This window comes from Seonamhaeicola marinus, assembly GCF_008085455.1.
On record NZ_VSDQ01000852.1, the window covers coordinates 68,172 to 83,631 of the forward strand.

Annotated in this window: 5 protein-coding genes; 3 read left to right on the forward strand and 2 right to left on the reverse strand. The window is 34.4% G+C overall.

What is annotated here, in order from left to right; translation table 11 throughout:
• The first annotated feature begins 281 nt into the window (after positions 1-281).
• From FUA24_RS24170 to uvrB, 3 genes are all read left to right on the forward strand, one after another.
• A complete protein-coding gene (locus tag FUA24_RS24170) occupies positions 282-5,210 on the forward strand; it encodes a T9SS type B sorting domain-containing protein (protein ID WP_187388387.1) in 4,929 nt (1,642 codons plus the stop codon).
• A 174-nt stretch (positions 5,211-5,384) separates the two neighbouring features.
• Positions 5,385-11,135, forward strand: coding sequence for a T9SS type B sorting domain-containing protein (locus tag FUA24_RS24175; protein ID WP_148545939.1), 5,751 nt, complete (start codon positions 5,385-5,387; stop codon positions 11,133-11,135).
• Positions 11,136-11,201: 66 nt separating this feature from the next.
• Complete coding sequence (gene uvrB, locus FUA24_RS24180; protein ID WP_148545941.1) at positions 11,202-13,205, forward strand: excinuclease ABC subunit UvrB; 2,004 nt, start codon at positions 11,202-11,204, stop codon at positions 13,203-13,205.
• 69 nt (positions 13,206-13,274) lie between these two features.
• On the opposite strand, the gene FUA24_RS24185 is transcribed toward uvrB, so the two are convergent.
• Both FUA24_RS24185 and sucC read right to left on the reverse strand, forming a co-directional pair.
• The gene (locus tag FUA24_RS24185) at positions 13,275-13,685 is read right to left on the reverse strand and encodes a TerB family tellurite resistance protein (RefSeq protein ID WP_148545943.1); all 411 of its coding nucleotides are present in this window, start codon (positions 13,683-13,685) and stop codon (positions 13,275-13,277) included.
• A gap of 409 nt (positions 13,686-14,094) precedes the next feature.
• Positions 14,095-15,285, reverse strand: coding sequence for an ADP-forming succinate--CoA ligase subunit beta (sucC, locus tag FUA24_RS24190; RefSeq protein WP_148545945.1), 1,191 nt, complete (start codon positions 15,283-15,285; stop codon positions 14,095-14,097).
• Between the last annotated feature and the right edge of the window lie 175 nt (positions 15,286-15,460).

A 15,460-nucleotide genomic window follows, 5' to 3' on the forward strand; every position in this document is an offset into this window, starting at 1 on the left:
ATTTAGGTATTTCAACTTGTTTTTTTAAGACTTCATCAATTAATCCTATAATAAAGGGGAAAAAAAGCATTAGATACGTTTTATTATTATATAATACAGATATTTACAAAAAAATCATACTTTAAGAAAGGGATAAGCATCGGTCTAAATATTAAAAAAACTGCATTTTATCGTGTTTTTTTGCATTTAAACCTAAAAATCCATATTTTTCGCCAAAATATCATCTATAAAATATAATGCTATTTTTGCCAAAAAAATCAAAACAAAAAGAACCTACAGCTATGAGATTTGTTTTAGCTTTTATATTAGTGTTTTTCTGCAGTAGTAGTGCATTATTCTCGCAACAAATCACTACAGATTCCTCTGTAAACTTACAATCTCTAATTGAAAATAATTTTGCCAATGGCTGTATTGAAATAAGCAACATTACTTCCTCTGTAAATGGTAATTCTTCTGGTTTCCCCAGTTATGCGTATTTTGAAAGAGGCACGTCTAGTTTTCCTTTTAATAACGGTATAATGCTTTCTACAGGTAGTACCAATTCAGGTGGAAATAGTATTATTACGAATATTTTAAATGAAGGCGACTCTTCTTGGGGGACAGATTCGGATCTAGAAGCTGCTCTTGGAGTTACAAATACTTTAAATGCAACCTCTATTGAATTTGATTTTATATCTAGCTCCAGTCAGTTTTATTTCAATTTTTTATATGCCTCAGAAGAGTATTTTGATCAATTACCTTGTTTTTTAACGGATCACATTGTTTTTTTAATTACCGAAAAAAACTCTGGAAATCCATATAGAAATATAGCTGTAATTCCTGGTACAAATACCCCAGTGAACTCTAGAAATATTCACAGCGAAATTTTTGGTGTTTGTGCCGCTACAAATGAGCAATATTTTGATGGATACAATTTTGGAGATACAAATTATGATGGTAGAACTGAAATTCTAACGGCTTCTGAAACGATAACGCCTAATGTTGAATATCATGTAAAACTGATTATTGCAGATTCTGGTGTTCCAGATGGTGATTCTGCCGTTTTTATAGAAGGTAATAGTTATGACCCTCTAGATTTGGGAGACAATATAACTACCTGCTCTAGTTCAGCAAGATTAGATGCAGATATTAACAATCCGCTTGCCACATACCAATGGTTTAAGTATGACGAAGTTAATAGCGTTTGGGACATTATTGCAGGTGAGACAAATACATTCCTTAACGTAAGTGAAAATGGCGATTACAGAGTTGTAGTTACCGTCCCTTTGGGTAATAGCAATTGTGATGAACAAGATGAAATCACTATAGTTCTGAATTCTGAGGAAACCGTAACCCCCATTAATGATTATGAAATTTGTGATGTCCCTGGTGGTAATGGAAGCCAATTTTTTGATCTTTCCACAAGAGATACCGAATTAATAATAAATATTGGAGCCTTATTTAGTAGTTACACTTTTAGATACTACACTTCAGACTCCGACGCTAGAAACAATCCAAACAATTCAATTACTAGTATTACTTCAAGCGGTCAAGAAATATGGGTGAGAATAGATGATACCAATAGTAATTGTGTAGCTTATACCAGTTTTAATCTAGTTGTTACACCTACTCCTACAATTGCTCCATTTTTACCCATGACTGTATGCGACGGTGATGATCAGCCAAACAATGGATTTACAGCAATGAACCTAACGGTAAAAGATGATGAAATTACTGGTGGAAACCCAAACCTTGTAGTGAGTTACCACTTTAACAATTTAGATGCTCTAAATGGAGAAAATGAAATTCCAAATGGAGACTACGTAAACTCAAACCCCTACAATGACCAAGTCTATATAAGAGTATTAGATGTTACCACAGGCTGTTTTAACACCGACATTTTACCTGTTGAAGTTACAGACAGTCCTTTAATAGTATTTGACACACAATACTTAGATGCCTGTGATACAAGCCATGTTGGAGTAGGAACTTTTGATTTAACCGAAAAAATAGATGCTATTTTAAATGGTTTACCGCTGCCCTATACAGTTACCTATCACACTTCAAGACAAGATGCGGAAAACGGAACAGATCCTATACTCCACCCAGAAAATTATGATTATAGTAGTGATAATCGTGAACCAGGTTATACCACTATTTTTGTAAGAGTTGTAGATGGCAATACAGGTTGCCCTAGTATTGGCCAAATAGAAACACATACAAGTTTGCTACTAACGGGTCCTGGGATGGGAGATTTCGCCGAGTGTGACAATAATGAAGATAGTAACGATGCTCTAGATTTTGATTTGTTGGCCATTGAAAGAGAAATAAACGAGGATTTAACAGATTGGGTTGAGGTAACATTCTATAGTGACGAAGATCGCAACAACCTACTCCCAAAAAGCACACCTTTTTCTGCAGTAAACGGTACGACGCTATACCTAAACTTAAGAGACACTGTTAGTGGGTGTGAAGATTCTGCAGAAATCACCTTAATAATTAACCCTATTTTGAATATTCAGCATACAGGAGCAATAGAGTATTGTGATGATAATGGTACGGGCTTTATGAGTGTTGTTTTAGAAGATTTAGATGCCCAAATCACTGGCGGTAATTCGAACTTTTCCGTTACTTATTTTACTTCTGAATCTGATGCTAATAATGGAGCTTTAAATGTCTTACCACCAATTTACGATACAAGTACAACCGTGCTTTGGGCTAGGATACAAAGTAACGAAAATCCTCAGTGTTATACTGTAAATAGATTTGATTTAATAATTACTACCGCTCCAAGTGTTACAGATGCTAACACTATCGAAATATGTAGTAATCAAAATAGTGAAGAGATAAACCTAAGAGACAACCTTAATGAAATGATTTCGGATACTACAGGTGTGGTTATAAGTTATTATAATTCTCTTGAAGATGCCAATGCTCCCCGCAATCCAATTGAGGATCCAGACAGTTATACTGTGAATAGTAGCCATACTATCTTTGTTAGATTTGATAGTTCTGCAACAGGGTGTCATAGTATTGCACAATACGATATTATCTTTAACACTAAACCAATACTTCCAAACGATTTAAAATTACAAGTTTGTGAACCTGCTGGTATTTCTACATCAAATTTTATTCTATCCGAAATGAACGGTACAATTTTAAATTCTCAATCTGGGAAAATTGTGCTTTACTATGAAGATGAAAATGATGCTATAAATAGAACACCAAATGCAGAGTTACCAACAAATGGCTATCCAAGTGGAAATAGAACCATTTACGTTCGTGTAGAAAATATTACTGATACAGATTGTAATACTATTGCGCCTTTAGAATTAGAAGTATCTCCAGAAGCCTTATACAACCCTGTTGTAGGTTTTTCAGTTTGTGATAATTTCAATGACAGAAGTGAAGAAATTGATTTAGCTGCTAAAAGAGCAGAAATATCGAATGGGTATAGCAATTTAACTATTTCGTTTCATGCCACACGTAACAATGCTAGAGATAATATCTCTCCACTGCCAAATGAACATTCTATAACTCAAAACGAAACTATATTTGTTAGAATAGAAAGTTCGGATTCACCTTGTTATGAAATTGAAGAATTTTCAGTAAATCTATTCCTTACTCCAGATGTTTCTGAAGTTTCTGGACCTTTAATAGAATGTGACGAGGATTATGATGAAATAACAAACTTCAACTTATTGGAAGCCGATTTTGATATTAGTGGAAGATTGGATCCTTCTTTGTATTTAGTTTATTATTATGAAGAATATGAGGATATAAATCAAGATAATGGCTTGGATCACAGTAATGCCATAGATAGCACTTTATTAACTCAGTTTCCTTCTGAAAATGGTAACACTGTTTTCATAAAAGTTACAGATCCAGGTACAGGTTGTTTTACTATTATCTCACAAGATTTAATAGTTAATACGCCACCAATATTTAATACTATAAGCTCTTACAGTACTTGCGAAAGTAACTCAAACACTTTTGACCTTTCAGAAATTAATAGTACACTTGTTAATGAGCCAAGTTTAGTTAACATTAACTATGCAACTACATCCGCAGCCATTATTTCTAATAATGTATTTACATATACAATACCTGGAGATTATGTTGTAGATGCAATAATAACAGATATAAACAATTCTTGTTCAATAAGTACTTCTTTTACACTTAGTATAAACCCTAACCCAACTGCATTTGATACGCCCAATTTGTATTACTGTGATTCTAATATTGATACTACAGATACAGAAACTTTTAATCTTTTAGATACCGAGGCTCTAATAAGAGGCGCTTCACAACCTGACAGTCAGTTTTCTTTAACCTTTTATAACGATAGTGATAATGCCTATTCTGAAGATGGTAGTGGCGCTATTGGTAATGTATATCAGGCGCTGCATGAAGAAATTATTTATGCACGAATTGAAAATAGAATTACGGGCTGTTTTGATGTAACAACGTTTGAAACCCACATAAACCCAAGACCTGTTATTCCAATAGAAACTGTTGTGCCTTTGTGTAACGATGTGCCAATTGTTGTGAGTGCAGAAACTGGTTTTTCGGGAGACATGTATTCATGGTCTACAGGTAGTTCAAGCTCTGAAATCTTAGTCCAACCCTCAGATCTAATAAACGGTAGCATTAATTTATCCGTTACTGTAACAAGACCTTATTTAACAGGAGATTGTTCAAACACACATAGTTTTACAGTTATGGCTTCAGAAGATGCAGGTATCATATTTACACCAACAGTAAATTTTAATGATCCTAACAGCATAACTGTTAATCTTGATATGCCCAATAGAATAGGCGATTATATCTTTCTTTTGGACGGTGTAGAAAACTCCCCTAGAACTTATAATGTTTTTGAAAATGTAACCTATGGAGAACATTTGGTCACAGTAAGAGATTTAAATGGATGTAACGATGTTACTAAATCTGTCTTTGTTTTTGATATTCCAAAGTTTTTTACTCCAAACAATGATGGGCCAAATGACACTTGGCACATTGTTGGCATTGAAAGACCTGAGTTAAGGGGTTCATTTGTTAACATCTATAACAGACACGGTAAACTTATTAAAACTTTAACGCATACGTCAATTGGTTGGGATGGTACTTATAATGGCAATCCAATGCCTTCCGATGACTATTGGTATGTAGCCAAAGTTTCTAATAATGGCATACTTACTAGCTACAAAGGTCATTTTGCTCTAAAAAGATAAGTTTTGTACTAATTGTTTGGCTTATTTGTTTGAAAAATAGCCCTTTTTGTGTTTTTTAACTAATTGTTTTAAACCTTTAAGGAGTTAATACAGTCTAAAATAAATATTTAATTTATTTTAGACGTTAGTTCTTTAAAGAGCTGCCAAACAATCAACTAAATCAAACACTTTGCTATGCAAACTAGCTCCACTATAAAGAGCCTACTATTTTTATGTTTCTTATCTATCTCGGCGAGTTTTTCTTATGCCCAATTAAGTACTAAACATTATATACCACCTTTAACAAGTGGACCTTCTAATGCGGATCCACAAGACCAATGGATTTATATTTCTACACCAAGTACAGGTTTAGTTCCTTATACAATCACTGCTGTGGGTGGAGCCGATATTACAGGAACAGTATCTAGCACTACACCTCAAAGAATTGATGCGGGTTTTGGATTTAACACGCAACTATTTCAGGATTCTGGTGCTAGTAGTACAATTACAAACAATAAAGGTTATATTATTGAAGCAGAAGCTCCTATTTATGTTTCTGTAAGAATGAATGCCGGAAACGCCCAAGCAGGTGCTTTAGTTAGCAAGGGATTATCTGCACTAGATACATCCTTTAGAATAGGAACATATACAAGTGAGAATCCTCAAAATAATTACTTAAGTTTTATTTCTGTAATGGCTTCTGAAGATGATACTACTATTAATTTTGGAGATCTTCCTGCGGGTTTGGTTATCGAAAACTATTCTGGCCCAACACCCATATCGGTAAATCTAGATGAAGGTGAAAGTTACGTACTAGCCATAAACGTAGCCGACAACGGACCTACTGTGAATAATTTAATGGACGGATTAATAGGTTGTCTTGTTACATCAGATAAGCCTATAGTGGTTAACTGCGGATCTGCAAACGGTAGTTTTGATAATGGAATGGGTAGAGATTACGGTATTGATCAAATTGCTGGTTTATCTAAAATTGGAAACGAATACATTTTTGTAAAAGGTGCAGGAAATGACGCCTGGGAAAATGTATTAATTGTTGCTCACACTGACAATACAACAATTAGCATAAATGGAAACGCCCCAATAACTACAATTAATGCTGGCGAATATTATGTTATTGAAGGCGGGTTCTATTCTGTCAATGACAACATGTACGTTGAAACTAACAATGATGCATTTGCATATCAAGGTGTTGGTTCAAATAGCGAAGCTAACCAAGGAATGTTTTTTGTACCACCTTTAAGCTGTGAAACAAGAGGTAATATAGACAATATTGCTAATATTGATGAAATAGGTAATCTTATTTACGATGGAGGTATCTCAATTGTTACAAAAACTGGGGCTACTGTTACGGTTAATAACCAACCGCTTTCAAATTTTGCTACTGTAGGTCCAAGTCCAGTAACGGGAAAAACAGATTATATAACTTATAAAGTAACGGGATTAACAGGTAATGTTTCTGTTCAAGGTGATGATGAATTATATGTGGCCTATTTTAACGTTAATGGTGCTGCTACATCTGGTAGTTTTTATTCTGGGTTTCAATCTAAACCAGAATTTAGTTTCGATGTTCAATTCGCAACCCTAGGAAATTGTATAGGTAATAATCTCACTTTATCCATAGCCAATGCTCAAAACTTTGAAAGCTATCAATGGTGGTACGATGATGGTACAGGGTACGTAACCCTCTCAGAAACGAGTGCTTCCCTTACGCCAACAGTTCCTGGTAAATATAAAGTTATTGGAGAACTTCCTTGCAATGGTGGTCCCTTAGAGTCTGTAGAAGTTCCAATAAGTATTTGTCCTGATGATATCGATAATGATGGTATTATTGATAATATTGATATTGATAACGACAATGATGGTATAGAGAACTGCACAGAATCAAGAGGAGATGTTACCCTGAATATTGCTAACACTAACACACCTGTTTTAGAATTTCAAGATGCTACAACTAATAACACTATTGCAAGTTCTTCTTATACAGAAACTAGTTTAAACGGTAGTACTAATGGAATAACTGGTTATGATTCAGGAAATTTTACTAGTACTCTTGGGAATGATCCTTCTGCAGAAAGTACTTATGCTTTAAGCTTTACAGAACCTGTAAATATAAAGCTTGAAGAAACTAATATTTTGAATATTTCAACCGTCGGAGAGTTTTATGTTGTGAGTATACTACCATCAAATAAAAATATTACGCTTATTGATCCTGATGATAGATTATTGGTAGACACTAATTTTGACGGACTTGTGGAAAATGGTGTTACGCAAATATCAGGTTCAGAAATTCATTTTCAAATAAATCCAACCCCTAATGGAAATACACCTTTTCAGTTTTTTGCTAACTCTGTTGATGGTTTCTCGTTTATACATAAACTGCAAAACCCAACAGATCCTTCAACGTTTACTGCAAATTTATCGCTAACCTGTTTTAAAAATGATAACGATAATGATGGTATAAAAGACGAATTAGATTTAGACAGCGATAATGATGGTATACCTGATATTATTGAACGATCTGGAACTATTGTTGCACTTACTGGGAATGATTCTAATAGCGATGGTTTAGATGATGTTTTCACAGGATTTGTTCCCCCTATTGATACAGATGGAGATGGTGTGGTTGATTTTTATGATTTAGACTCTGACAATGATGGTATTTCTGATTTAATTGAAACTGGACAATTAGGCACGTTGTCTGATACCAATCTTGATGGTGTTGAAGATGGACCTACTTTTGGAACTAATGGCTGGGCAGACGCCGCAGAGACCGCTCCAGACAGTAATATTATGGGATATACTCTAGATGACTTTGACGCGGACACTATCTTCTCATATATTGATCACGATAGCGATGGCGACACTTGTAGTGATGTTATTGAAGCCGGTTTTTCTGATGGAAACGATGATGATTACCTAGGTGATGTAGCTGTTATAGTTGACTCCAATGGACTGGTTACTAACGCCGCTGATGGGTATACTTTACCTGATGCCGATTATTTAGATTTTGCGCCAATTACCATCGATAGCCACCTATCTGCTGCTGTTATTTGTGAAAACTCAAACTTTATTGTGCCTTTGGTTTCACCAGATGCAGAGACCATTCAATGGGAAATTTCAATGGACTCAGGAGCAACTTGGACTTCCATGACTGATGATGCCACTTTTTCTGGAACAAACACTTTTTATCTTAATATTACTAATGCGCCTTTAGCTATTAACAATTATGTTTTTAGAGCATTTTTAAATAGAACAGGTAATACTTGTGGACTTTATTCTGGTGAAGTAAATATTACTGTTGATATACTTCCTGTAGCAAATACAGCTGCCAACATGTTGTTATGTGATGATGATAATAATGGTACCATGCCTTTTGATTTAACACTTCAAAATAATTCCATAACAACAGCTCCTGGAATGACTATAACATATCATGAAACACAAGCAGATGCAGATAGTAATACAAATCCTATAACCAGTCCTTTTGAAAGTGGTAATACCACAATTTATGCAAGGGTTGAAAATAATGCTAATACTACCTGTTATGATACCTCCAGTTTTAACTTGGAAGTGTATGATAGCCCCTTTCCTCTGTTAAACGTTACACCACTTCAGGAATGTGATGATACCTCAGTTGGAACTGATACAGATGGTTTAAAGACTTTTGACCTAACACAAAAAGAAACTGAAATTTTAAATGGGCAAAGTGCCACTGATTTTACTTTAACTTATTTTTCAGATGCTAGTTATACAACTCAAATAGTACCGCCAACGGCTTTTAATAACACAACCCCTAACTCACAAACAGTATATGTTAGAGTAACAAGTAATGCCTATAACACATGTATTGCTGATACATCTTTCGAGGTTGAAGTATTCTCTTTACCTATCGTAAATATTCCTAATGAGTATGCGCAGTGTGATGATGCTTCAAATGACGGATTAGCCTTTTTCAATTTAACGTTAGATCAAATTAAGGAAGAAATAAATGTAAACCATAGTGCCGAAGGCTTGGTATTTACATACTATGAAACTAGCATTGAAGCCAATAATGCTGGGGTGGAAATACCTACACCTACTGCATACCAAAATACAACTTTGGGCTTCTTGCCTCAAACTGTTTATATAAGAGTTGAAAACCCGAACTCTTGTTTTAGAGTGGTTCCTTTAACAATAAGAGTTAACCCTTACAGTGGCGCTTTAGACACATATACGCCTACACCACTTTATCAATGCGATGATGGAACAGGTTTAGGTTTAAGAGATGGTGTTTCTACTTTCAATATGACAGCAATAAGAGATCATATTTCCAATGTTATATTTTCAGGTTTTAACGTAACGGTTCATTTCTTCGAATCTCAAATGGATGCTGAATTAGAGACTAATGAGATTTTAGATATTGCCAATCACCGAAATACAAATTCGCCAAACACTCAAAGTATTTGGGTACGTGTAAAAAGTGATTTGGGTAACGATTGCCTGGGACTCCATGAATTCTCAAACTTGTTAAACGTTGAAGCGCTTCCTACTGCAAATAATGTGATTTTTAACAGACAATGCGATCATGATACCAATGATGCACTAATAAATTACCCTTTCAATACATCAAACCTCGAAGACAATATCCTTGATGGTCAAAATCCCGCTGATGTTACTATTAGCTATTTTGATGATTTAGGCAATCCTTTGTTTTATGCCGATGGTATAACTCCTGTAATAAGCCCAATTCAAGGGACTTTCTTAACTGAAACACAAACCATAACCGTTAGAGTAACAAACAATACAACTCTAGACCCAGATGGGGCTTGTTATGATGAAACTACAATAAATTTTGTTGTTGATGAGCAACCTGTTATAGCAGATAATGTTCCTCCCCAAATAGTATGCGATGGAGATAATGGGGATGTAGACAATGATGATTCTTTCGATTTCGACACCTCCACATTTGCCGCTACACTACTTGGTTCTCAATCTAATATGGATATCCACTTTGACTATATAGATGAAAATGGTGTTTCTATTTCTAATAGTCCTACACTACCATCTATCTTAAGATCTGGTAATCAAATCATAACAGCAAGAATTTCCAATCCTCTTAATCAAAATTGTAGCGTTTCCGCTTCTATAAATCTTATTGTTAATCCAAAACCTAAGTTTGAATTAGAACAAGAAATATTAGTATGTGGAAATCCGTTTAATCCAGTTAACGTAATTCCTATTCAGAACGACCCTGCTGAGTTCTTTATATATAGTTGGATTTTTCATGATGGATCTCCAAATGGTCTATTAATAGGAAACGACCTTATTTTATCAAGAGCAGATGTTATCCAACCAGGGGAGTACACACTTACTTTAACAAATCCGTCCACGTTATGTTCAAGAAGTAGAACTGTCGTGATAAAAGCAGCTGACCCACCATCAATTACTGAAGAAAATATAGAAGTCAACGATTTTCTGCCACGTAATACTGTTAGAATTAAAGATGTTTCTATTTTAGGTAGCAGTACTTATGAATTTTCTTTGGTTAATCAAGAAGATAATACTGTTACTTTCCCGTTTCAACTAGATCCAGAATTTAATAATGTTAGACCAGGTATTTATTGGCTTGTGATAAGAGATATTGAACAAGTTTGCCGAGAGGTAAGATTTCCTTTAACCGTTTTAGGGTATTCGCCGTTTTTTACTCCAAATGGAGATGGAGTGCACGATGTTTGGAAGATTATTGGCGTGAATGAAATTTTTGAAAGGGGAAGTAGCATTTTTATTTTTGATAGATACGGTAAACTAATTAAACAAATTAATACCATTGAGGATGGTTGGGATGGCACATTTAAAGGTTCTCCAATGCCTTCAGATGACTATTGGTTTAGATTTACTCGAGAAAATGGAAAGATACATACAGGACATTTTACTTTAAAACGTTAATTTTCAAATTACGTTTTAGAAAATTCAACTTCTTTAAGTACTTTTAGTGTTTGCTAGAAAAGAAGTATGAAATTTAAAATTGAATCTGAATTTAATCCAACGGGAGATCAGCCAGAGGCTATAAAACAGTTAGCTCAAGGAATTACCTCTAATGAGAAGTACCAGACTTTACTCGGTGTTACGGGTTCTGGAAAAACATTTACTGTTGCTAATGTCATTAAAGAAGTGCAAAGGCCAACATTAGTCCTAGCTCACAATAAAACCTTAGCAGCTCAATTATACTCAGAGTTTAAACAGTTCTTTCCAAATAATGCTGTAGAATATTTTGTATCGTATTACGACTACTACCAGCCCGAAGCTTATATTCCAGTTTCTGGTGTTTACATTGAAAAAGATCTTTCTATAAATGAAGAAATTGAGAAGATGCGTTTAAGTACTACTTCTTCTCTACTCTCTGGAAGACGTGATGTTTTGGTGGTAGCATCGGTATCATGTTTATACGGTATCGGAAATCCTGTAGAATTTCAGAAAAATGTTATTACAATAAAACGAGATCAAGAGATTTCAAGAACACAATTACTGCATAAACTTGTACAAAGTTTGTACTCCAGAACTGAAGCTGAGTTTAACCATGGGAACTTTAGAATTAAAGGCGATACAGTAGATATTTATCCTAGTTATGCAGACAATGCCTTTAGAATACATTTTTTTGGTGATGAGATTGAAGATATAGAGTCTTTTGATATTCAAACCAATGAAGTTATTGAAAAATACGAAAGACTAAACATTTACCCTGCGAATATGTTTGTTACTTCTCCTGAAGTTTTACAAAATGCCATTAAGGACATTCAAGATGATTTAGTTAAACAACATGACTATTTTAAAGAAATTGGTAAGCATCTAGAAGCTAAGCGTTTAAAGGAACGAACTGAATTTGATCTTGAAATGATTCGAGAGTTAGGCTATTGCTCAGGAATAGAGAATTATTCGAGATACTTAGATGGCAGACAAGCAGGTACGCGTCCCTTTTGTTTATTAGACTACTTCCCTGACGACTATTTAATGGTGGTAGATGAAAGCCATGTCACTATTTCTCAAGTACATGCTATGTATGGAGGGGACAGAAGCAGAAAAGAAAATTTGGTGGAGTACGGCTTTAGACTTCCAGCTGCTTTAGACAATCGTCCTTTAAAGTTTGAAGAGTTTGAGGCATTACAGAACCAAGTAATTTATGTTAGCGCAACGCCTGCGGATTATGAGTTGCAAAAGACTGATGGAATCTATGTTGAACAGGTTATTCGCCCCACTGGTTTATTAGACCCAATTATTGAAGTACGCCCAAGTCTAAATCAAATTGATGATCTTATTGAAGAAATACAACTGCGCGTTGAAAAGGATGAACGTACATTAGTTACTACGTTAACTAAGCTCATGGCAGAAGAGTTGACTAAATACCTAGATAGAATTCAAATAAGGTGTAGATACATACATAGTGATGTTGATACACTAGAACGTGTAGAAATCATGCAAGATTTACGTAAAGGCTTATTTGATGTCTTAGTTGGCGTTAACTTACTTAGAGAAGGTTTAGATTTACCCGAGGTATCTCTTGTTGCAATTTTAGATGCAGATAAAGAGGGTTTTTTACGCTCAACCCGCTCCTTAACGCAAACCGTAGGTAGAGCTGCCCGAAATATTAATGGAAAGGCTATTATGTATGCTGATAAAATTACTAAAAGTATGCAAAGAACCATTGATGAAACCAACTACCGTAGAGAAAAACAAATTACCTATAATACCAAGAATAAAATTGAGCCTAAGGCTTTAAACAAAAGTCTTGATAATGCCTTAGCCAAAAATTCGGTAAGTACATACAAATACGAAATGGATGCTTTAAAAGCAGCTGAGCCAGAAAGTGAGTATTTAAGCAAACCAGAATTAGAAAAGAAAATAAAAGAGAAACGTAAACTAATGGAGCAGGCAGCCAAAGCTCTGGACTTTATGGAAGCGGCAAAGTTACGTGACGAAATAAAGGCATACCAAACTAAAATAGAAAAGCTAAAAGTTTAAAACTTTTAGCTTTTCCAAACTTCTCCAAAGGAGAGGTCAACACAATACTTTATAATACTTAGCAGATTATTAGTTATACTGTGTTTTAAAAATATCGATTAGTACATCTGGTGGTACAATTTTATTTGGAAAACTCTCCATTAAGTATAATACTTTGGTAATGGATTCATGGCTAAGCCCCATTCTTAAACCAAAGTTATATAGCTTAGTTATACCTTTACTTGTTTCTTCGCCTTCTTCCTGCTCAATATTCATAAGTAATACTAATCTATGAAACTGGACTATACGTTCACTATGCGATTTTAAATGCGTATAACTTACAGGATGATCTATTAGATATTCAAAATCTTCACGAGATATATCTAGTTGTTTAGCTACTCCTAACAAAAAATTATATTCAATTTCCTTAATATCCTTTTCGAATGATGCAAAAGCTATCATTTCTGACAAAAGGCTCAATTTCTCTACTCTATTAACCATTATTTAGGGATTAATTTAACTTACTTTAAAATTAAGCAGAAGAATAAATTATTAATCGTAGATATATTGCCTCTTATCGAAAAACGTAATACTGTTGGTCGTAGTTTTTTATTGGTTTAACTACACTTATCTCCCATTTATCTAACAAAGCAGTATTTTATCATTTTGCTCATTAACTTAGGGGAGCAATTACATTAAAATCAAACAGTTGAAAATCAATAAGTTAAACCCGAAATAAGCTTTAAAAAGCTTTAAAAAACATATTCATCTTAAGCTAAACATTTTTAAACTGGTTAAAAACGCCAGAATCAATATAGCTTTAAACCAAAATCGATGAAATGCACTTGTGAAAAACAAAAAACGGAGTAACATAATGTTACTCCGTTTTTTCTATATGATAGTTGAGATATTAAGCTAATACCTCTTGAACTTTATCAGCAGCTTCTTGGAATTCAGTTGCACTTAGTACATCTAATCCAGAGTTATCAATTAACTCCTTAGCAACATCGGCGTTAGTACCTTGTAGGCGTACAATGATAGGTACTTCAATATTACCCATATTCTTGTAAGCATCTATAACACCTTGAGCTACACGATCACAACGTACAATACCACCAAAAATGTTAATTAAGATTGCTTTTACTGCAGGATCCTTTAAAATAATTTTAAAAGCAGCTTCAACTCTAGCGGCATCAGCAGTACCTCCAACATCTAGGAAGTTAGCTGGATCTCCACCTGCTTGCTTAATTAAATCCATAGTTCCCATTGCTAAACCAGCACCGTTCACCATACACCCAACGTTCCCATCTAAATCAACGTAGTTTAATCCAACTTCTTTGGCCTCAACTTCAATAGGATTTTCTTCTCTAATGTCTCTTAAATCAACATAATCCTTATGTCTATAAAGCGCATTGTCATCAATTGTAACTTTAGCATCAACAGCTAAGATTTTATCATCACTAGTCTTCAAAACTGGATTTATTTCAAATAGCGAAGAATCAGACTTTACGTAAGCAGTATATAATGCCATTACGAATTTTGTCATCTCTTTAAATGCAGAACCAGACAATCCTAAATTAAATGCTATCTTTCTAGCTTGGAAAGGTAGTAATCCAACTGCTGGATCAACTTCTTCTGTGAAGATAAGATGTGGTGTTTCTTCTGCAACAGTTTCTATGTCCATTCCACCTTCAGTAGAATACATAATCATATTACGTCCTGTACCTCTATTTAATAAAACAGACATATAGTATTCTTCGGTCTCACTATCTCCTGGATAATAAACATCTTCGGCAACTAAAACTTGGTGTACTCTTTTACCCTCCGCTGATGTTTGAGGAGTAACCAAATCCATTCCTATTATTTGTCCTGCTAACGTTTCAACTTCTTGTAAATTTTTAGCAAGTTTTACACCGCCACCTTTTCCTCGTCCACCTGCATGAACTTGGGCTTTAATTACGTGCCAACCAGTTCCAGTTTCTTCAGTTAATTGTTTAGCAGCAGCTACAGCTTCCTGAGCATTCTGTGCAACTATACCACGTTGGATACGTACACCAAAACTGCTTAAAATCTCTTTACCTTGATATTCGTGTAGATTCATAATTTGCTCAATATTTAAGTCAAGCAAATGTAAATAATAGCAATTACTTACCCTAATAATTGATTATGAAAACTTTCAACTTTTATAAAGTTTTTTTAATTGTTAAATAATTAACATAATGTTTAATTTGTATAATTTTTTAGTTATTTATTTTTTATTTGAATGAATGAAATAT